The 19,413-nt window shown below is 72.6% G+C and carries 18 protein-coding genes and 1 pseudogene; 7 read left to right on the top strand and 12 right to left on the bottom strand.

The window, feature by feature from the left end; genetic code table 11:
* Positions 1-22 precede the first annotated feature (22 nt).
* Positions 23-808: a SigE family RNA polymerase sigma factor gene (locus K2224_RS10635; RefSeq protein ID WP_221906328.1), complete on the bottom strand. Its 786-nt coding sequence runs from the start codon at positions 806-808 to the stop codon at positions 23-25.
* 255 nt (positions 809-1,063) lie between these two features.
* On the opposite strand from K2224_RS10635, the gene afsQ1 reads away from it, so the two are divergent.
* The 5 genes from afsQ1 (at position 1,064) to K2224_RS10610 (ending at position 4,935) form a co-directional block, all read left to right on the top strand.
* Positions 1,064-1,741, top strand: a complete 678-nt coding sequence (afsQ1, locus tag K2224_RS10630) for a two-component system response regulator AfsQ1 (RefSeq protein ID WP_221906327.1) — start codon at positions 1,064-1,066, stop codon at positions 1,739-1,741.
* Positions 1,738-3,411 (top strand): HAMP domain-containing sensor histidine kinase, encoded by a 1,674-nt coding sequence (locus tag K2224_RS10625; RefSeq protein ID WP_313904769.1) that lies wholly within the window; start codon positions 1,738-1,740, stop codon positions 3,409-3,411. Before afsQ1 ends, K2224_RS10625 begins: the two co-directional genes overlap by 4 nt.
* Complete coding sequence (locus tag K2224_RS10620; protein ID WP_221906326.1) at positions 3,408-4,016, top strand: hypothetical protein; 609 nt, start codon at positions 3,408-3,410, stop codon at positions 4,014-4,016. Before K2224_RS10625 ends, K2224_RS10620 begins: the two co-directional genes overlap by 4 nt.
* A 150-nt stretch (positions 4,017-4,166) precedes the next feature.
* A complete protein-coding gene (locus K2224_RS10615) occupies positions 4,167-4,679 on the top strand; it encodes a VanZ family protein (protein ID WP_260692496.1) in 513 nt (170 codons plus the stop codon).
* Between the two features lie 46 nt (positions 4,680-4,725).
* Entirely contained in the window at positions 4,726-4,935 is a 210-nt protein-coding gene (locus K2224_RS10610; protein WP_221906324.1) for a PspC domain-containing protein, read from the top strand.
* A gap of 107 nt (positions 4,936-5,042) precedes the next feature.
* On the opposite strand, the gene K2224_RS10605 is transcribed toward K2224_RS10610, so the two are convergent.
* Complete coding sequence (locus K2224_RS10605; protein ID WP_221906323.1) at positions 5,043-5,324, bottom strand: hypothetical protein; 282 nt, start codon at positions 5,322-5,324, stop codon at positions 5,043-5,045.
* A gap of 146 nt (positions 5,325-5,470) precedes the next feature.
* Positions 5,471-6,628 (bottom strand): adenosine deaminase, encoded by a 1,158-nt coding sequence (locus tag K2224_RS10600; protein ID WP_221906322.1) that lies wholly within the window; start codon positions 6,626-6,628, stop codon positions 5,471-5,473.
* Between the two features lie 115 nt (positions 6,629-6,743).
* On the opposite strand from K2224_RS10600, the gene K2224_RS10595 reads away from it, so the two are divergent.
* Positions 6,744-7,511 (top strand): alpha/beta hydrolase, encoded by a 768-nt coding sequence (locus tag K2224_RS10595; protein WP_221906321.1) that lies wholly within the window; start codon positions 6,744-6,746, stop codon positions 7,509-7,511.
* Positions 7,512-7,598: 87 nt separating this feature from the next.
* On the opposite strand, the gene K2224_RS10590 is transcribed toward K2224_RS10595, so the two are convergent.
* Positions 7,599-8,558 (bottom strand): LysR family transcriptional regulator, encoded by a 960-nt coding sequence (locus K2224_RS10590; RefSeq protein ID WP_221906320.1) that lies wholly within the window; start codon positions 8,556-8,558, stop codon positions 7,599-7,601.
* 119 nt (positions 8,559-8,677) lie between these two features.
* On the opposite strand from K2224_RS10590, the gene K2224_RS10585 reads away from it, so the two are divergent.
* A complete protein-coding gene (locus K2224_RS10585; RefSeq protein ID WP_221906319.1) occupies positions 8,678-10,000 on the top strand; it encodes an MFS transporter in 1,323 nt (440 codons plus the stop codon).
* Between the two features lie 113 nt (positions 10,001-10,113).
* Here the strand turns inward: K2224_RS10585 and K2224_RS10580 are convergent.
* The 8 genes and pseudogenes from K2224_RS10580 to K2224_RS10545 form a co-directional block, all read right to left on the bottom strand.
* Positions 10,114-10,706: pseudogene (locus tag K2224_RS10580) on the bottom strand (Uma2 family endonuclease).
* Between the two features lie 97 nt (positions 10,707-10,803).
* Entirely contained in the window at positions 10,804-12,081 is a 1,278-nt protein-coding gene (locus tag K2224_RS10575; RefSeq protein ID WP_221906318.1) for a thymidine phosphorylase, read from the bottom strand.
* A gap of 109 nt (positions 12,082-12,190) precedes the next feature.
* Positions 12,191-12,592: a cytidine deaminase gene (locus K2224_RS10570; RefSeq protein WP_221906317.1), complete on the bottom strand. Its 402-nt coding sequence runs from the start codon at positions 12,590-12,592 to the stop codon at positions 12,191-12,193.
* A gap of 52 nt (positions 12,593-12,644) precedes the next feature.
* Positions 12,645-13,928 (bottom strand): ABC transporter permease, encoded by a 1,284-nt coding sequence (locus K2224_RS10565; protein WP_221906316.1) that lies wholly within the window; start codon positions 13,926-13,928, stop codon positions 12,645-12,647.
* The gene (locus K2224_RS10560; protein ID WP_260692489.1) at positions 13,925-15,124 is read right to left on the bottom strand and encodes an ABC transporter permease; all 1,200 of its coding nucleotides are present in this window, start codon (positions 15,122-15,124) and stop codon (positions 13,925-13,927) included. The genes K2224_RS10565 and K2224_RS10560 overlap by 4 nt, the downstream gene beginning before the upstream one ends.
* Positions 15,121-16,635, bottom strand: coding sequence for an ABC transporter ATP-binding protein (locus tag K2224_RS10555; RefSeq protein WP_221906315.1), 1,515 nt, complete (start codon positions 16,633-16,635; stop codon positions 15,121-15,123). The genes K2224_RS10560 and K2224_RS10555 overlap by 4 nt, the downstream gene beginning before the upstream one ends.
* 215 nt (positions 16,636-16,850) lie before the next feature.
* Positions 16,851-17,888 carry a BMP family protein gene (locus tag K2224_RS10550; protein WP_221906314.1) on the bottom strand — a complete coding sequence of 346 codons (1,038 nt, stop codon included), beginning with the start codon at positions 17,886-17,888 and terminating at the stop codon, positions 16,851-16,853.
* Between the two features lie 267 nt (positions 17,889-18,155).
* The gene (locus K2224_RS10545; RefSeq protein ID WP_221909567.1) at positions 18,156-19,397 is read right to left on the bottom strand and encodes an amidohydrolase; all 1,242 of its coding nucleotides are present in this window, start codon (positions 19,395-19,397) and stop codon (positions 18,156-18,158) included.
* Positions 19,398-19,413 lie beyond the last annotated feature (16 nt).

Genomic DNA, 19,413 nt, shown 5'->3' with positions numbered 1-19,413 from the left:
TGCTCCCCCGTCCAACCCGTCCTCAGGCGACCAGCGCGCCGAAGGACTCCTCCTCGTCACGGCCGAAGCTGAGGACCTCGTCCTCGCGCAGCCGGCGCAGCGAGCGCCAGATGCTGGACTTCACCGTGCCGACACTGATGTTGAGGATGTCCGCGATCTCCGGGTCCGTGCGGCCCTCGTAGTAGCGCAGCACCAGCATGGTGCGCTGCGTCTCGGGCAGCCGGGCCAGCGCCTGCCACAGGACGGCGCGCAGCTCGGTGCCGCGCATGGCGTCCGCGTCGGCGGCGGTCTCGGGCAGTTCCTCGGTCGGGTACTCGTTGAGCCTGCGCCGGCGCCAGGCGCTGATGTGCAGGTTCGTCATGGTGCGGCGCAGATAGCCGCCGAGCGCGGCCTTGTCGCTGATCCGGTCCCAGGCCCGGTAGGTCGAGAACAGCGCGCTCTGGAGCAGGTCCTCGGCCTCGTAGCGGTCACCGGTCAGGTGGTAGGCGGTGGCGTACAGGGAGGCGCGGCGCTCCTGGACGTAGGCGGTGAAGGCCGCTTCGGCCCCGGCCGCCTCCGTCGCGGTGCGCCGGTCCCCCGTCTCCCCGTACTCCGTTCCCCCGTCGGCGCCCTTCGGACCCCCGACTCCCCCGTCGGGTCCCTGGTGGGACACCACCGTCGCGTCAATGGCCACCATGTAGGGCGGCCGCTGACGCCCGGTGCTACGAGCGCACCCCCGCCCGCTCGCAGCACCGGACTTCTCGCGCCCGACGTCGTGGAGGCGCGTGACGACTGCGCCGGAAGCCGTGCCGTGCAGGGTGTTCTTCATCGCGCTGCCCCCCGTCGATCGAGCCAGTTCGTTCGGTGTTTCCCGGTCGAGCCCCGCCTCGGCGGTGTTGATCTCTCCCGGCTGACCAAAAGACTGCCAAGCCAGTTTCATCGCGTTGTCCGCCGTCTGTCACAGACGTGTCACAGGGCCTGTCGCGGTCCGGCGCGGCTGTGTCACCCGGTCCGACCCGGCACGTGGCGGCACCCGGCGCCCACCGGTCGATCCACCCTCGTCCCATGCGCCAGAATGGCGGGCGTGCCTTTCCTGTTGCTGATCGAGGACGACGACGCCATCCGCACGGCCCTCGAACTCTCGCTGTCCCGCCAGGGTCACCGCGTGATGACCGCGGCGACGGGCGAGGACGGCCTGAAGCTGCTGCGCGAGCAGCGGCCGGACCTGATCGTGCTGGACGTCATGCTGCCGGGTATCGACGGTTTCGAGGTGTGCCGGCGGATCCGCCGGACGGACCAGCTGCCGATCATCCTGCTCACCGCGCGCAGCGACGACATCGACGTGGTGGTGGGGCTGGAGTCCGGTGCGGACGACTATGTCGTCAAGCCGGTGCAGGGCCGGGTGCTGGACGCCCGGATCCGGGCGGTGCTGCGGCGCGGGGAGCGGGAGTCCAGCGACTCGGCGACGTTCGGCTCGCTGGTGATCGACCGGTCGGCGATGACCGTCACCAAGGACGGCAAGGACCTGCAACTGACCCCGACCGAGCTGCGGTTGCTGCTGGAGCTGAGCCGGCGGCCCGGTCAGGCACTGTCCCGGCAGCAGCTGCTGCGACTGGTGTGGGAGCACGACTACCTCGGTGACTCGCGGCTGGTGGACGCCTGTGTGCAGCGGCTGCGCGCGAAGGTGGAGGACGTCCCGTCCTCGCCGACGCTGATCCGTACGGTCCGCGGTGTCGGCTACCGACTGGACGCGCCCCAGTGACGGTGGACACCCCGCACGACGGCGGGGCCGGGGAGGGGCATGCCCAGGGCGGTACCCCCGTCGGCGGCCGGCCGGTACGGCTGCTGCGCCGGGCCGCGGGCCTGCTGCGGCTGACGAGTCTGCGGCTGCGGCTGGTCGTGGTGTTCGCGCTGGTGGCGCTGACCGCGGCGGTCTCGGCGTCCGGGATCGCGTACTGGCTGAACCGCAACACCGTCCTGGACCGTACGCAGAACGCCGCCCTGAAGGACTTCCGCAAGTCGCTGGAGGACAACGCCCGCACGCTGCCGCTGCGTCCGCGGTGCGCCGAACTCCAGGACGCGGCACGGCAGATGGCGGCCGGCCCGCAGAACTACACGGTGCTGCTGATCGGCGTGGACCGCGAGGGCAAGGAGTGCGCGGCCACCACCGACAAGGACCTGCTGACGCTCACGGTCGTCCCGCAGTCGCTGCGCAACGCCGTCGACCAGGTGCGCCCGGTCGACGAGAACAACCACGCCACGCACCACCTGTACTGGCAGCGCAAGGAGGTCGGGGACGTCCCGTACCTCGTCGCCGGGGCGAAGGTGATCGGCGGCGGGCCGACCGGCTACATGATGAAGTCGCTGTCGACCGAGCGGCAGGACCTGACGTCGCTGGGCTGGTCGCTGGGGATCGCCACCGCGCTGGCGCTGGTCGGCTCGGCGCTGCTGGCGCAGGCCGCCGCGACGACCGTGCTGCGGCCGGTGCAGCGGCTCGGTCACGCGGCGCGGCAGCTGGGCGAGGGCCGGCTGGACACCCGGCTGCGGGTGACCGGCACCGACGAACTGGCGGATCTGTCGCGGACCTTCAACCGCACCGCGGAGCGGCTCCAGCAGCGGGTCGAGGAGCTGAGCGGGCGGGAGGCGGCGTCCCGCCGGTTCGTCGCCGACATGTCGCACGAGCTGCGGACGCCGCTGACGGCGATCACCGCGGTCACCGAGGTGCTGGAGGAGGAGGCGGACTCCCTCGACCCGATGATCGCGCCGGCCGTGCAGCTGGTGGTCAGCGAGACCCGGCGGCTGAACGAGCTCGTGGAGAACCTCATGGAGGTCACCCGCTTCGACGCGGGGACGGCCCGGCTGGTGCTGGACGACGTCGACGTGGCCGACCAGGTGACCGCCTGCATCGACGCCCGGGCGTGGCTGGACGCGGTGGAGCTGGACGCCGACCGCGGCGTCATGGCCCGTCTGGACCCGCGCCGGCTGGACGTGATCCTGGCGAACCTGATCGGCAACGCCCTCAAGCACGGCGGTTCGCCGGTGCGGGTGTCGGTCCGCACGGAGCCGGCGGAGGGCGCGCCGGAGGAGGCCGGGGCGGGGCCGTCGGCCGGGTCGCCGGCGGGCGACGAGCTGGTGATCCGGGTGCGGGACCACGGCCCCGGCATCCCGGAGGAGGTGCTGCCGCACGTCTTCGACCGTTTCTACAAGGCGAGCGCGTCCCGGCCGCGCTCCGAGGGCAGCGGCCTGGGCCTGTCGATCGCGCAGGAGAACGCGCACATCCACGGCGGCCGGATCAGCGCCGCCAACGACCCCGAGGGCGGCGCGGTGTTCACCCTGCGGCTGCCGAGGGACGCCTCCGGACTGGCCGACGGCGACGGGCCGTCCGCCGGCGGCCGGCGGCCCGGGGACGAGGGCGCGGAGGGCCGGCGATGATCCGCCGCGGCCGGCCGTGGCCCAGCGTGCGGCGCGCCGCGGCGGTGGCCGTCCTGGCGCTGGCCGCCGCGGGCTGCGGGATCCGCGGCACGTCCGTCCCGGTCGACGCGGGCGACGCGCCGTCGCGGGTGAGCTGCCAGGCGCCGACGCCGAACGCCCCGGCGGCGCAGCGGGCCACGGTGTATCTGGTGTGCGGCTCGTCGCTGGCCACGGTGGAGCGGGTGGTGGGCCGGCCGCAGGGGACGCCGGGGGCGGCGGTCCGGCTGCCGGCGGCCCGGGCGCTGCTGGCCGAGTTGCAGCAGCCGCCGACGGCGGAGGAGGCCCGGGCCGGGTTCAGCACCGCGCTGCCCAGGTCGCTGCGGGTGGACGGGCCGCGGGCCGGGGACGCGCCGGAGGCGCTGCGGCTGTCCGTCGAGCCGGACGACCTGCCGTCGTTCGCGCTGGCGCAGCTGGTGTGCACCTACGGCCGGAGTGCCGCGCTGGGCCGCAGCGGGGGCGCGCTGCTGGGCGGCCCGGACGACGGGGCGCCGCACCGCTACGACTGCTCGCCGGACGTGCAGGCCAACCCCGACGTCGCCGAGCGCGCGGGCTGGGGCCTGTGGTGAGCCTCCCGCCTCTTTGAGGAGAGAGGCCGCCATGAGCGCTTCCGTCCAAGACGGGCGCAACGGGGCGGAACCGCGGCTCCCGCTACCGGCGTCCTGGCCTGTGTGCAGCGTCATGGCCCCGGCAGCCCCGGCAGTACCGTCGCCCCCCGTTTGCGCGCCACCGGGGTTCTCCTCCTGGTGGCGCACCTGCTGATCGTCGGCTGGCTCACGCTGCGTCCCCGTACGGTGCCGTGGGTACCGGCCGCGAATCTGGAGCCGCTGGCGTCGATCCACGCCCAGCTGGTGCGGGGCGGCTGGTCGGCGGTGTGGCACCTGGGGGCGCCGGTGCTGCTGCTGGCGCCGCTGGGGGTGCTGCTGCCGCTGGTCGGCGGGCGCCTGAACGTTTCCCCCCTGGGGTCGATGGCCCGTACGGTCTTCGCCGGCGCGATGATCTCGCTGACGATAGAGCTGCTGCAGACCGCCGTGCCGGGCCAGGTGCCGGACGTCGACTCGGTGCTGCTGAACACGCTCGGGGTGGCGCTGGCGCATCTGCTGGTCGTCCCCGGGACCCGGTCGCGGCTCCGCCGACGGGACGAGCGGCTCAGGGGTGCGACCCCGAGAATCCCCAGGGTCGGTCTGGCCCCACAGGCTGACGTTTTCTCCGGCGGCCGGACCTACTTTTGAGATGTCGGGGCAGCCGCCCCGGATCGTCGAGAAGGAGTAGCCCGTCATGGCCGCCGCACTGGTCCGTCCCGCCAACAACCGCATGATCGCCGGTGTCTGCGCCGGCCTCGCCCGCCGCTTCGGGACGTCCCCGGCGACGATGCGGGTGATCTTCCTGCTCTCCTGCCTGCTGCCCGGTCCGCAGTTCCTGGTCTATCTGGCGCTGTGGATACTCCTCCCCTCGGAGGAGCGGTCGCGCGACGCCGCGGCCTGGTAGGCCCGCGGCCGGCCCCGGACATGGCGATGCCCCGGCCCGTACGGGATACCGCGTACGGGCCGGGGCGGTCCTGAGGGTGTCCCCTGAGGGACGGCGCGCCGGTCTGGTCAGTGGATGGGGAGCTTGACCGCCTCGGCGGGCAGGCCGCCGAGCAGCGGCGCGTTGCCCCGGCTGTTCACGTGGGTCTTGGGGACGACGCCCCCACCGCCGCCGTTGCCGGTCGCCCCGGAGATGGTCCGGGTGGCGTCCTTCACCGGCAGGCTGTGCACCACGCTGTTGGTGTCGATCGAGTTGCCCACCGGGGCGGCGGAGGCCGTGCCCGCTGCGGTGGCGGCGATGGCGGCGCCGAGCGCGACGGCACCGAGAGTCTTGACCGTTCCCTGCTTCATTGCATTACGTCCTCGTGATGGGGGCTTGACCGGCTAGGAAACCTAGTGATTCCGCCGCCACGGTCGCAAACACCCCCGGAGCACGGGGAAACGGCCGGTGGACAATCCACCGGCCGTTGCGCTAGGCACCCTCGAAACGGAACTTACTATCCGTCAGAGTCCCTGCTGTCAGCGGGAGTTGCCGCCGACTGGCGAAAGAGCCATTCCGAGCGCAATTCCGCGTATCCGGGCTTGATGACGTCATTGATCATGGCCAGACGTTCATCGAAAGGAAGGAAAGCAGACTTCATACCATTGACCGTGAACCACTGGAGATCATCCAGGGTGTAGCGGAACGTCCTGACCAGGTGCTCGAATTCGCAGGACATGGTCGTCCCGCTCATCAGGCGGTTGTCGGTGTTGACCGTGCAGCGGAACTGCAGCCGGCGCAGCAGTCCGATGGGGTGCTCCGCGTAGGAGGCGGCGGCCCCGGTCTGGAGGTTGGAGGTCGGGCACAGCTCCAGCGGGATGCGCTTGTCCCGGACGTAGGACGCGAGCCGCCCGAGGGTGACCGACCCGTCCTCGCCGACCTCGATGTCGTCGATGATGCGGACGCCGTGGCCGAGCCGGTCGGCGCCGCACCACTGGAGCGCCTGCCAGATGGACGGCAGGCCGAACGCCTCGCCGGCGTGGATGGTGAAGTGGTTGTTCTCCCGCTTGAGGTACTCGAAGGCGTCGAGGTGGCGGGTGGGAGGGTAGCCGGCCTCGGCGCCCGCGATGTCGAAGCCGACCACGCCCAGGTCGCGGTAGCGGTTGGCGAGTTCGGCGATCTCCAGGGCGCGGGCGGCGTGCCGCATCGCGGTCAGCAGGGCGCCGACGCGGATCCGGTGGCCGTTGGCGCGGGCCCGCCGCTCGCCCTCCCGGAAGCCCTCGTTGACGGCCTCGACGACCTCTTCGAGACCGAGCCCGCCCTCCAGGTGCTGCTCGGGCGCGTAGCGGACCTCGGCGTAGACGACGCCGTCCGCCGCCAGGTCCTCGGCGCACTCGGCGGCGACCCGGAAGAGCGCCTCACGGGTCTGCATGACGGCGCAGGTGTGCGCGAAGGTCTCCAGATAGCGTTCCAGCGAGCCGGAGTCGGCGGCCTCGCGGAACCAGACCCCGAGCTTCTCGGGGTCGGTCTCGGGGAGTCCGTCGTACCCGTTCTCGCGGGCCAGGTCGACGACGGTGGCGGGCCGCAGCCCGCCGTCGAGGTGATCGTGGAGCAGCACCTTGGGGGCGCGGCGGATCTGTTCTGCGGTCGGGAGGTTGCTGAACTCGCTCGTCATTTCCGCACTGTAGCCCCTACGCGCGTAGATCTCACCGAACGATACGTAACAGTGACCCGTCCGCAGGGTGGACAGGACGCCTCGTTCTGCCATCGTTCTCGTCGTGACTCCTCCCATGGCTCAGCAAGCGCTGCCGGTGCGCGAGGCCCGGCTGGGAAAACCGCTGGGAGCGGGCGGCACGGACCGGACGGTGAACGCCGTCGCCCTCCTGCTCCCCGGGTGCGGACCGAACGGGCTGCGCCGGCCGTCGCCGGTGCCGGCCCTCGCCGTCCGCCCGCTGGCCGCCCGGCTGGCGCGGGCCGGCCGCCCCGAGGGCCTGGCCGCCCACGTGGTGCACTACCGCTGCCGCGGCTGGAACGGCACCGCGGCGCACCCGGCGCAGGACGCCGCCTGGGCGGTCGACGAGGTGGTCCGCCGCTACGGCGACATCCCGGTCGCGCTGGTCGGCACCGGCATGGGCGCCCGCGCCGCCCTGCACGCCGCCGGCCACCCGGCCGTCCACGCCGTGCTGGGCCTCGCGCCCTGGCTCGCCGACCCGCACCAGTACGGCACCGACCCCGACCCGGTGAGGCAACTGGTCGGCCGGCAGGTCCTGTTGGTCCACGGCACCAACGACGAACGTGTCGACCCCGACCTCTCCTACCGCTACGCCCAGCGCGCCAAGAAGATCAACCGCGACACCTGCCGCTTCGAGGTCCACTCCGACGGCCACTCCCTCCACCAGCACCGCTCCGAGGTGCACGCCCTCGCCGCCGACTTCCTCCTCGGCGCCCTCTTCACCCACGCCTACGCCCGCCCCGTCAAGGACGCCCTGGCCGCTCCCCCGCCCCTGGGCCTCCGCATGCCCCTGGCCTCCGGCTTCGGCGCCTCCCTCCGCCACTGACGTCCACCCGCCCGGGCCGCCCGACTCCGGTACGGGGAGGGGGTGCCGGGGGTAGCCGCCGGCGCCGGAGGGAGAGCCTCCCGGGGCTCACGACAGCAAGGCCCCCCGGCGGCTCAGGAGGAACTTCTTGAAGGCGGTGACCGGTGGGGTGTCGACTCGGCCGTCGAGCCAGGCCACGCCGATTTCGCGGACGGCCCGGGGGGCGGTGACGGTCAGTTCCGCGACGCCGGGGCGGGGGACCGCGGGCGGCGGGAGCAGGGCGACGCCCAGGCCGGCGGCGACCAGGCCGCGCAGGGTCTCGGCCTCCTCGCCCTCGAACGCCACCCGCGGGGTGAAGCCGGCCTCGGCGCAGAGGGCGTCGGTGATCCGGCGGAGGCCGTAGCCCGGTTCGAGGGTGACGAAGAGTTCGCCGGCCGCCTCGGCGAGCCGGATCCGCTTGCGCCCGGCCAGCGGATGGTCGTCCGGCACGACCAGTCGGAGCTTCTGCTCGTCGAGGCGGCGGGCGGCCAGGTCCGGGTAGTCCGGGACCGGCGACGTCAGACAGAGGTCGAGGTCGCCGGCGCGGAGCCGTTCGATCATCGCCTCGCCGTAGTTCTGGACGAGTTGGAAGCGGATGCCGGGGTGGTCGGCGCGGAAGCTGCGGATCAGGCCGGGGACGGTCTCCGGGCCGAGGGTGTGCAGAAAGCCGAAGGCGACCTTGCCGGTGGCCGGGTCGGCGTCGGCGCGCAGGGATTCGGTGGCCCGTTCCAGGTCGGTCAGGGCGCGTTCGGCGGCGGTGCGGAAGGCGCGCCCGGCCGGGGTCAGGGAGAGCGTCCGGCCGTGCCGGGCGAACAGCGCCACCCCGAGGTCGTCCTCCAGCCGCACCAGGGCGCGGCTGAGGGTGGGCTGGGGCATGCCGAGTTCGTGGGCGGCGCGGGTGACGTGCTCGTGCCGGGCGACGGCGGCGAACTGGGCGAGCCGCGGGGCGAGCGCCAGCGCCCAGGAGTCGGCGCCCAGCTCGGCGGCCTCCGGCCCGCCCGGGGGGACCGTCCGGAGCCGTTCCGGCATATCTTTTCTGTTGCGGGCGTGCAACAGGGACGCTTGTGAACTGCGATCATGTGCCACGGTATCGATTATCGCGTTTTGATGCATTGGACGCATGAACCGAGCCGCTCTACCTTCGAGGCATGCCTCCCGCTGATACCGGGGCGTCCGTCACCGACCGTGCGGCCGCCTCTCTCCCGTCCTCCACAGACACCTCCTCTCCTTCCGCCGCGCCGGCCGACCCCGAGTCGGACAAGCTGCGGCCGGGCGGCCCCGGCTACCGCCGGATGAGCTTCGCCCTCTTCGCCGCCGGAGTGGCCACCTTCGCCCTCCTCTACTCCACCCAGGCGCTGCTGCCGGCCATCTCCGCGGACCTCGACGTCGCGCCGGACCAGGCCAGTTGGACGGTCTCCGCGGCCACCTTCGGACTGGCCCTGGGCGTGATCCCGCTCAGTGCGCTCTCCGAGCGGTTCGGCCGCCGCACGCTGATGACGGCCTCCCTCACCGTCGCCGCGGCGATCGCACTGCTGGTGCCGTTCGCCCCCTCCCTCGACACGCTGATCGCGCTGCGCGCCGTCCAGGGCGTCGCGCTGGCCGGGCTGCCGGCGTCGGCGATGGCGTTCCTGGCCGAGGAGGTGCGCGCCAAGGCGCTGGTGGCGGCGATCGGTCTGTTCGTGGCCGGCAACAGCATCGGCGGGATGTCGGGGCGGATCGTCACCGGCTGGGTCGCCCAGGCGTGGGGCTGGCGGGCGGCGCTCGGCGCGGTGGGGCTGATGGCCGTGGTGTGCGCGGTGGCCTTCCGGCTACTGGTGCCCCGGGCCCGGCACTTCGTCTCCCGTTCGGTGGGCCCGCGGACGCTGGCCCGTACACTCGGCGGCCACCTCTCCGACCCGCTGCTGCGCCGGCTCTACGCGATCGGCGCCCTGTTCATGACGGTCTTCGGCGCGGTCTACACGGTGATCGGCTACCGCCTGGTCGCCGAGCCGTTCCACCTCCCCCAGGGCATCGTCGGCTCGATCTTCGTGATCTACCTCGTCGGTACGGTCTCCTCGGCCGCGGCCGGGAAGCTGGTCGGCCGGGTCGGCCGCCGCGGCGCCCTCTACCTGGCCGTCGGCACCACCACCGCGGGCCTGCTGCTGACCCTGGCCGCCTCGGTGGCAGCGGTGCTGGCGGGTCTGGTCCTGATCACCGCGGGCTTCTTCGCGGGCCACGCGGTCGCCTCGTCCTCGGTCAGCCGCACCGCCAAGACCGCCCGGGCCCAGGCGTCCGCGCTCTACCAGTGCGCGTACTACATCGGCAGCAGCCTGGGCGGCGCGCTCGGCGCCGCCGCGTTCCACGCCGCCGGCTGGTCGGGCACGGTCCTCCTCGCCCTCGTGGCAATGGTCGGCGCCGCCGCCATCACCCTCTACGCCACCCGCAAGGCGATCGCCGAACGCCGGCTGCCGAGCCTGGGCAGGACCGCGTAACCCGGCCGCACAGCCCGGGAGCCGGCCGCCCGCCCGCTCCCGCGGCCCTCGGAACCGAAGGGCCCGCTCCGCCACCTGTCCTGGTGGGGCGGGCTCTTCGTCGTCCTACGCCGTCAATCGATGGGGAAGACTCCCGTGTCCAGGGTGAGTTCGAAGGGTGCGGGAAGCACCAGCTCGTCGCCGAACTTCACGGTCTGGAGGGCGCGGTAGACGTCACCCGTGGGTTCGCCGTAGAGAGTGATGGTCGGACCGGCGGGGGCCCAGCGGTCGACGAGCAGATAGAGCGGGACGCGAGCCCGGGCATAGCCCGCGGCCTTGGCGATCCGGTCGTTGCTCGCATTGGACTTCGGGGTGATCTCGACGATCAGTTTGGCGGTGGATGCCGGGACGTATTCCCCGGTCCGGTCGAGGACGACGTCGTCCGGGACCACTGCGAGGTCCGGGATGTAGAGCCCCTTCCGCCGGGGGTCCCCGTCCCGAGGGTCTGGTAGATGCCCCAGTCCTCCGGGAGCACGGAGTACAGGCGGCGCTGGATCTTCGCAGCGATGAAGTTGTGGACATTGCTGGGCGGCGGCGACATGGTGACGATCCCCTCGATGATCTCCACCTTCCAGCCCTCGGGTGCGTCCGCCTGCTCCCAGATACGGACGAGGTCGTCCCACTCGGGGCTGTTGCCCGTGGTGTGGTCGACGGTGACTGCGCCCATGGCGGTCTCCTCTATCGGTACGTCACCGATCCCAGCATGCCGAACGGGACCGGCGCCGGTCCACCGATCCCGTTCACCCGAATGGGAAACCCGCAGGTCAGCCGATCCGTTCCAGTACCACCGGGCGGGCCTCGAAGGCCGCGTCGGGCACGCTGATCTCGATGCCGCCCTCCAGGGCCTCCAACGCGTAGGCGAACTTCTCCGGGGTGTCGGTGTGGAGGGTGAGGAGGGGCCGGCCGGCGGTGACCTGGTCGCCGGGCCTGGCGTGGAGTTCGATGCCGGCGCCGGCCTGGACCGGGTCCTCCTTGCGGGCGCGGCCGGCGCCCAGGCGCCAGGCGGCGAGGCCGACGGCGTAGGCGTCGAGGGTGGTGAGGACGCCGGTCCGCTCGGCGGTGACGACATGCTGTTCGCGGGCGACGGGGAGCGCGGCGTCGGGGTCGCCGCCCTGGGCGGTGATCATGCGGCGCCAGTGGTCCATGGCGGAACCGTCGGCGAGGGCCTTGGCCGGGTCGGCGTCGGGCAGGCCGGCCGCGTCGAGCATCTCGCGGGCGAGGGCGAGGGTGAGATCGACGACGTCCTGCGGGCCGCCGCCGGCCAGGACCTCGACGGATTCGCGGACTTCGAGGGCGTTGCCGGCGGTGCGGCCGAGCGGGGTGGCCATGTCGGTGAGGAGGGCGACCGTCCTCACACCGTGGTCGGTGCCCAACTCGACCATGGTGGAGGCGAGTTCGCGGGCGTCGTCGAGGTGCTTCATGAAGGCGCCGGAGCCGACCTTGACGTCCAGGACGAGGGAGCCGGTGCCCTCGGCGATCTTCTTGGACATGATCGAGGAGGCGATGAGGGGGATGGACTCCACGGTGCCGGTGACGTCGCGGAGGGCGTAGAGCTTCTTGTCGGCGGGGGCGAGGCCGTCGCCGGCGGCGCAGATGACCGAGCCGACGTCGCGGAGGACGGCCAGCATCTCGTCGTTGCTCAGCTGCGCGCGCCAGCCGGGGATGGACTCCAGCTTGTCGAGGGTGCCGCCGGTGTGGCCGAGGCCGCGGCCGGAGAGCTGCGGGACGGCGGCGCCGCAGGCGGCGACCAGGGGGGCCAGGGGGAGGGTGATCTTGTCGCCTACGCCGCCGGTGGAGTGTTTGTCGGCGGTGGGGCGGGCCAGGGAGGAGAAGTCCATCCGCTCGCCGGAGGCGATCATGGCGGCGGTCCAGCGGGCGATCTCCCGGCGGTTCATGCCGTTGAGGAAGACGGCCATCGCCAGGGACGACATCTGTTCGTGGGCGACCTCGCCGCGGGTGTAGGCGTCGATGACCCAGTCGATCTGGGCGGGGGTCAGCTCGCCGCGGTCGCGCTTGGTGCGGATGACGGAGATGGCGTCCATGGACGGTTCCTTTCGAACGGTTGGGTCCCGTTCTACACGCATAGACGCGGCGGTTGCCAGGGCGGGCGGCGGGCGGCGCCGCCCCACGCCCGCACGGCCCCGCCCGCCGTCATTCCGCCAGGTGTCCCGGGCCGAAGGCGTCCGGCAGCAGTTCCGACAGCGGGCGGATGCCGGCGGCGGTGTCGACCAGCAGCTCCGGGCCGCCGTGCTCGTGGAGGAGCTGCCGGCAGCGGCCGCACGGGACGAGCAGCTCGCCCCTGCCGTCGACGCAGGTGAACGCGGTCAGCCGGCCCCCGCCACCGGCGAACAGGGCGGAGATCAGGCCGCATTCGGCGCACAGCGCCAGACCGTAGGAGGCGTTCTCGACGTTGCAGCCGGTGATCGTGCGGCCGTCGTCCACCAGGGCGGCGGCGCCGACGGGATAGCCGGAATAAGGGGCGTAGGCCCGGGACATCGCGTCCCGGGCCTGCGTCCGCAGTGCGGTCCAGTCGACCGGCACCTGGTGCGTCATGCGTGCGGTTCTTCCTTCGTGTCGGTCTTCGTGTCTGTCTTCGTGTCTTCCGTCAGTGCCCCTGGCCCCGGCGGTACGGCTTGCCGATCGCCTTCGGGGACCGCAGGCGCTGCGAGAAGAGCGCCAGGACCAGCAGCGTAGCGATGTACGGGCTGGCCTCGACGAGTTCCAGCGGAACGCTGTCGGAGAGGGCGTACCAGACGACCAGGACGACGGCGGCCACCGCGGCGACCGCGGCCTGGGCCCGCTTGGCGGCGCGCAGCCGCACCAGTGCCAGCCCGGCGAGCAGCGCGGCCAGGCCGAGCAGGAGGGCGTGCACGGTGGGGCCGCCGCTGCGCAGCTGCATGGCGTCCATGAAGCCGAACAGGCCCGCGCCGAGGGCGACGCCGCCCGGCCGCCAGTTGCCGAAGATCATCGTGGCCAGGCCGATGTAGCCGCGGCCGCCGGTCTGGCCGTCCTGGTAGAAGTGGACGCTTATCGCCAGGAAGGCGCCGCCCAGGCCGGCCAGCGCGCCGGAGACCAGGACCGCCGCGTACTTGTACGCGTAGACGTTGACGCCCAGGGTCTCGGCGGAGAGCGGGGCCTCGCCGCAGGACCGCAGCCGCAGGCCGAACGACGAGCGCCAGAGCAGGAAGAAGGTGCCGACGAAGAGGCCGACGGTCACCACGGTCAGCCAGGGGACGCCGGTGACCGCGGCGCCGAGCACCCCGGCGAGGTCGGAGACCAGGAACCAGTGGTGGCCCTCGATGCCGTTCAGCCAGTCCGCGAGGCCGGGGACGGTGAAGGTCGGGATGTCGGACATCGGCGGCGACTGCTTGTCGTTGCCGCCGGCCAGCATCGCGGCGCTGTGCTCCTGGCCGAACCAGAGGGTCGCCAGGTACTGGGTGGCGCCCAGCGCCAGGATGTTGATCGCGACGCCGGAGACGATGTGGTCGACGCCGAAGGTGACGGTGGCGACGGCGTGCACCAGGCCGCCGAGCGCGCCGCCGACGATGCCGGCCGCGGCCGCCAGCCAGGGGCCGTGCTGCCAGCCCACCCAGCCGGCCGCGAACGAGCCGAGCATCATCATGCCTTCGAGGCCGATGTTGATCACGCCGGCCCGCTCGGCCCACAGACCGCCCAGACCCGCCAGCCCGATCGGCACGGCAGCACTCAGCGCGGCCCCGAACTGGCCGGCGGAGGTGAGGTCCTGGGCGCCGGTGACGGCCCGCAGCGCGGAGACCGCGACCAGCGCGCCGGCGACGATCAGCAGGATCCAGTGGTAGCTCAGCTTCCGTTTCCCGGCACCCGTGCCGGGGGCCGCGGGCCGCGCCGCGGACTTGAGTTCGGTACTCACGCCGTCACCTCCGGCTTGTCACTGTCGCCGGCGGCGCCGGTCCCGTTCGTGCCGTCGCCGGTGCGGGCCAGCACGGCCAGCTCCTCGCCGACCTTGCGCTGCTGGAGGCGCAGCCCGTAGCGGCGGACGACCTCGTAGGCGATGACCACGCAGAGCACGATCACGCCCTGGATGACGCCGACGATCTCCTGGGCGTAGCCCTCGAACTCCAGCCGGGAGCCGGTGCGGTCGAGGAACGCCCACAGCAGTGCGCCGAAGGCCATCCCCGCCGGGTTGTTGCGGCCGAGCAGCGCGATGGCGATACCGGTGAAGCCGATGCCCGCCGGGAAGTCCGTGCCGTACTGGAACGATTCGCCGAGCAGGGTCGGCATGCCGACCAGGCCGGCCGCGGCACCGGACAGCAGCATGCTGATGACGACCATCCGCTTGACGCTGACGCCGCTGGCCTCGGCGGCCGGCTCGGAGGCGCCCACCGCCCGCAGGTCGAAGCCGAAGCGGGTGCGGTTGATCAGGAACCAGTACAGGGCGCCGGCGATCACCGCGACCACCACGAAGCCCTCGACCGGCTTGGGGTGGGTCGGGAAGGAGAAGAAGTGGGCGGACTCCGGCAGGAACGTGGTGTGCAGGAGGTTGCCGTCCTTGACGGCGAGCCGCCCGTCCTGGAGGAAGTAGCCGATCACGGAGGCCGCGATGGAGTTCAGCATGATCGTGGTGATCACCTCGCTGACCCCGCGGGTGGTCTTCAGCAGACCCGCGACGGCGGACCAGATCGCGCCCACCAGCATCGCGATGGCGATCAGCAGGATGATCTGGAGGGCGCCGGGCAGCGCGACGGCGCCGCCGACCGCGGCCGCGGCGAAGGCGGCCAGCCGGTACTGCCCGTCCACACCGATGTTGAACAGGTTCATCCGGAAGCCGATGGCCACCGCGAGCGCCGAAAGGTAGTACGGCACCGCCTTGTTGATGATCCAGACCTGGCTGTCGCTGTAGTGGCCGTAGTCGGCCATGATCCCGTAGGCCCGGAACGGGTTCTCGCCGGACGCCAGGAAGACCAGCGAGCTGATCACTATCGCGGCGACGATCGCCAGCACCGGCGCGGCCAGCGCCAGCAGGACCCTGTCCCGGGCGGCGCCGCGCGCGAGGGCGTCGACGGCCGGGTTCTTCCGGGCCGTCGACGTGGTGGTGGACGTGCTCACTTCTCGTCACCTCCCGGCGCGGCGACGGTCTCGTCCGACGCGCTGAGGTGGCCGCTGGCGGCACCGGTCATGGCGGAGCCCAACTCCTCCGGGGTGATCACGGCGGGGTCGGCGTCGGCGACCAGTCGGCCCCGGTACATCACCCGCAGGGTGTCGGACAGCCCGATCAGCTCGTCCAGGTCGGCAGAGATCAGCAGGACCGCCAGGCCCTCCCGGCGCGCGGCGCGGATCTGCTCCCAGATCTGCGCCTGGGCGCCGACGTCGACCCCGCGGGTGGGGTGGGCGGCGATCAGCAGCTTGGGGTGGTGGCTCATCTCGCGGCCGACGATCAGCTTCTGCTGGTTGCCGCCGGAGAGCGAGGCCGCGGTGACCTCGATGCCGGGGGTGCGGACGTCGTACTCGGCGACGATCCGCTCGGTGTCCCGGCGGGCGCCCGCCAGGTCGAGGAGCCGGCCCTTGCTGTTGGGGCGCTCGGTGACGTGGCCGAGGATGCGGTTCTCCCACAGCGGGGCGTCCAGCAGCAGGCCGTGCCGGTGGCGGTCCTCGGGGACGTAGCCGATGCCGCCCTCGCGCCGGGCGCGGGTGGAGGACCGCGAGAGGTCCTTGCCGTCCAGGGTGACGGTGCCGCCGTCCGGCGTGCGGGTGCCCATGACGGCCTCGACCAGCTCGGCCTGCCCGTTGCCCTCGACGCCGGCGACGCCCAGCACCTCGCCCTTGCGGATGGTGAACGAGATGCCGTCCAGCACCGTGCGGACCACACCGTCGGAATCGGTGGCCGACAGCCGCAGGTCGCGGACGGCGAGCATCTCCTCGTCCGTGACGGTCGACTCCCGGGTCTCCGGCGACGGCAGTTCGCTGCCGACCATCAGCTCGGCGAGCTGCTTGGGCGTGGTCGCGGCCGGTTCGACGGACGCGACGGTCGTGCCGCGCCGGATGACGGTGATGTCGTCGGCGACCGAGAGCACCTCGCCCAGCTTGTGCGAGATGAAGATGACGGTCAGGCCCTCGGCCTTCAGCTCCCGCAGGTTGTCGAAGAGCGCGTCGACCTCCTGCGGGACGAGGACCGCGGTCGGCTCGTCGAGGATCAGCGTCCGGGCGCCGCGGTAGAGGACCTTGAGGATCTCCACCCGCTGCCGGTCGGCGACGCCGAGGTCCTCGACGAGCACGTCCGGGCGGATGTTGAGGCCGTAGGCGTCGGAGAGCTCGCGTATCCGCGCGCGGGCGCCGCCGCCGATGCCGTGCAGCTTCTCCGCGCCGAGGACGGTGTTCTCCAGGACGGTGAGGTTGTCGGCGAGCATGAAGTGCTGGTGCACCATGCCGATGCCGCGGGCGATGGCGTCGCCCGGGGAGTGCAGGGCGACCTGTTCGCCGTCGAGCGCGATGGTGCCCTCGTCCGGCTTCTGCATGCCGTAGAGGATCTTCATCAGGGTCGACTTGCCGGCGCCGTTCTCGCCGCAGAGGGCGTGGACGGTGCCGCGGCGGACGGTGAGGTGGATGTCGTGGTTGGCCACGACGCCGGGGAACCTTTTGGTGATTCCCCGGAGTTCGACAGCAGGGGCCTCCGGGCGGGGCGGGCTGCTGCTGGTGGGTGCTGCGTTGATGGCGCACTCCCCTCAGGGACGAAGGAGCGGAAGCGGAAGAAGCGGACGGCCGCGGGGACGGAGCGTGGAGGGGGACGAGGGGCCGGCGGCGGCCCCGCGGGGCGCCCGGGCGCGCCCCCGGGGGGCTACGACTTCGGCGTCTCCCTGACCTTCACCTGCCCCTCGATGATCTTCTTCCGGGCCGCGTCGATCTGCGGCTGGATGTCCTTGATGAAGCCGCCGGAGGTGGCCAGCGAGACGCCGCCGTGCTTCAGGTCGTAGGTGTGGACGCCGGTCAGCGGCCGGTGCTGCTGGTAGCTCTTGATGAGGTCGAAGACCGCCACGTCCACGTTCTTCACCACGGAGGTGAGGATGTGGTTCTTGTAGCGGGCCAGGCCCGGCTGCCGGTACTGGTCGGAGTCGACGCCGATCGCCCAGGCGCCCTTGACCTTGCTGATCGCCTCGATCGAGCCGGCGCCGGACTGCCCGGCGGCGGAGTAGATGACGTCGATGCCGCTGTCGAGCATGCCCTGGGCCTTGGCCTTGGCCGCGGCCGGGTCGTTGAAGCCCTTGTCGTTGTTCGGGTACAGGTACTGCGAGACGACCTTGGCCCTGGGGTCGGTGTCGTGCACGCCCTGTTCGAAGCCGGCCTGGAACTTCTGGATCAGCGCGTTGTTCACGCCGCCGATGAAGCCGACCCTGTGCGTCCTGCTCTTCAGCGCGGCCGCGACGCCGGCCAGGTACGAACCCTCGTGCTCGGCGAAGACCATGGCGTCGACGTTCTTGCCGGTCGGCACCGCGTCGACGATGCCGAAGTTGGTGTCGGGGAAGTCCTTTGCGACGTTCTGCACGGACTGGCTGTAGGCGAAGCCGACCCCGATCACCGGGTTGTAGCCGGCCTCGGCGAAGGAGGTCAGCCGCTGCTCGCGGTCGGCCTCCGTCTCGCCGTTCTTCGCGGTGAGCATCTTGACCTTGACGCCCAGCTGCTGCTGGGCGTTCTCCGTACCGCGGGCGGCGGCCTCGTTGAACGAGTGATCGTCCCGCCCGCCGATGTCGAAGGCCAGTCCGACCCCCGCGTGTGTCGCGCGGTTGGCCTCGGCGAAGCTCTGGCCGCAGGCGGTGGCGGTGAGCGCGAGACACGCGGTGGCGGTGGCCGCGGCGACAACCCTGATGACCCGACCCACGGGGCCTTCCCTTCGCTGTAAGCGCCCCCAGTGGCGCTGGCTTGTCGGGAGATTAACGCGCGTAGACCTGGCGCAAAACCCTCCATGGCGTCGCCGTTATCGATTCGTCTCTCAGGGAACCGGCCGGAAACACGGCGGGCGGCCGACCAGTGGCCGGCCGCCCGAGGTGGCGGGGTGTGGCGCGATCTTTACGGTCGCCGCCGGGCTAGGGCGCTTCTGACGGATCTCCGTGGACGCCGCGGAGATCCGTCAGAAGCGCCCTAGGGCTCAGAGCAGCGCCGCCGCGGTGAACAGCTCCACGCCCACGGTGATCGCGTGTTCGTCGACGTCGAAGTCGCCGCGGTGCAGGTCGAGGCTGCTCAGCTCGCCGGGCGGGCGGACGCCGAGGCGGGCCATGGCGCCCGGGACGTGTTCGAGGTACCAGGAGAAGTCCTCGCCGCCGAGGGACTGCTCGGTGTCCTCGACGGCCTCGGCGCCGCGGCGGGCCGCCATCGCGTCGTGCAGCAGCTGGACGCTGTCCGGTTCGTTGACGACCGGCGGGACGCCCCGGACGTAGTCGATCTGGGACTTGGCGCCGTACAGGGTGGCGACCTCGTCGATCGCGGCGTGGACGAGGTCGGGCGCCTGCCGCCAGGCGGCCAGGTCCAGGCAGCGGACGGTGCCGGAGAGCAGGGCGCGCTGCGGGATGACGTTGCAGGCGTGGCCGGTCTCCAGGCGGCCCCAGGTGACGGCGAGGCCGGCCCGGGCGTCGACACGGCGGCCGAGCAGCGCCGGGACGTCGACGGCGACCCGGGCGGCGGCGGTGACCATGTCGGTGGTCAGGTGCGGGCGGGCGGTGTGCCCGCCGGGCCCTTCGAGGGTGATCTCCAGGCGGTCGCAGGCGGAGGTGATCGCGCCGGTGCGCAGGCCGATCCGGCCGGCGTCCACCCGCGGGTCGCAGTGCACCGCGAGGATCTGCCCGACGCCGTCCAGCACCCCGCACTCGACGGCCTCGGCGGCGCCGCCGGGCAGGACCTCCTCGGCGGGCTGGAAGAGCAGCCGCACCGGGCGGGGCAGCCGGCCCTCCCGGGCCAGCTCCGCGAGGACCAGGCCGGTGCCGAGCACGACGGTGGTGTGCACGTCGTGGCCGCAGGCGTGGGCGCGGCCGGGGATCGTGGAGGCGTAGTCGACGGTCTTGGTGTCGGGGATGGGGAGGGCGTCGATGTCCGCGCGGAAGGCCAGCCGGCCGCCGGCCGCACCCTCCGCGCCGTCCGCTCCGTCGGCGCTCGCCGTGATGCCGTCGTCCGAACCGATGTCGCATACGAGGCCGGTGCCGGTGGCGAGGGCACGGGGGCGCAGCCCGGCCTGCTCCAGGCGGTCCTTGATCGCCGCGGTGGTCCGGAACTCCTGGTTGCCGAGCTCCGGGTGCATGTGCAAGTCGCGGCGGAACGCGATGAGTTCGGCGCGTAGGGCCGCGGAGAGCGTGCCGGGCAGGACGGGGGCGTGCGGGGCTTCGACGGTGCGGGACATCAGTTGGTTCACCCGT

The organism is Streptomyces sp. BHT-5-2 (assembly GCF_019774615.1).
GTDB lineage: Bacteria > Actinomycetota > Actinomycetes > Streptomycetales > Streptomycetaceae > Streptomyces.
This window is presented reverse-complemented; position numbering and strand designations above follow the sequence as displayed.

What these genes read in the sequence shown, in the direction of transcription:
- K2224_RS10635 (WP_221906328.1), bottom strand. Translation starts at nt 808, where the DNA reads ATGAAGAACACCCTGCACGGCACGGCTTCCGGCGCAGTCGTCACGCGC.
- K2224_RS10620 (WP_221906326.1), top strand. Translation starts at nt 3,408, where the DNA reads ATGATCCGCCGCGGCCGGCCGTGGCCCAGCGTGCGGCGCGCCGCGGCG.
- K2224_RS10610 (WP_221906324.1), top strand. Translation starts at nt 4,726, where the DNA reads ATGGCCGCCGCACTGGTCCGTCCCGCCAACAACCGCATGATCGCCGGT.
- K2224_RS10605 (WP_221906323.1), bottom strand. Translation starts at nt 5,324, where the DNA reads ATGAAGCAGGGAACGGTCAAGACTCTCGGTGCCGTCGCGCTCGGCGCC.
- K2224_RS10600 (WP_221906322.1), bottom strand. Translation starts at nt 6,628, where the DNA reads ATGACGAGCGAGTTCAGCAACCTCCCGACCGCAGAACAGATCCGCCGC.
- K2224_RS10595 (WP_221906321.1), top strand. Translation starts at nt 6,744, where the DNA reads ATGGCTCAGCAAGCGCTGCCGGTGCGCGAGGCCCGGCTGGGAAAACCG.
- K2224_RS10590 (WP_221906320.1), bottom strand. Translation starts at nt 8,558, where the DNA reads ATGCCGGAACGGCTCCGGACGGTCCCCCCGGGCGGGCCGGAGGCCGCC.
- K2224_RS10585 (WP_221906319.1), top strand. Translation starts at nt 8,678, where the DNA reads ATGCCTCCCGCTGATACCGGGGCGTCCGTCACCGACCGTGCGGCCGCC.
- K2224_RS10575 (WP_221906318.1), bottom strand. Translation starts at nt 12,081, where the DNA reads ATGGACGCCATCTCCGTCATCCGCACCAAGCGCGACCGCGGCGAGCTG.
- K2224_RS10570 (WP_221906317.1), bottom strand. Translation starts at nt 12,592, where the DNA reads ATGACGCACCAGGTGCCGGTCGACTGGACCGCACTGCGGACGCAGGCC.
- K2224_RS10545 (WP_221909567.1), bottom strand. Translation starts at nt 19,397, where the DNA reads ATGTCCCGCACCGTCGAAGCCCCGCACGCCCCCGTCCTGCCCGGCACG.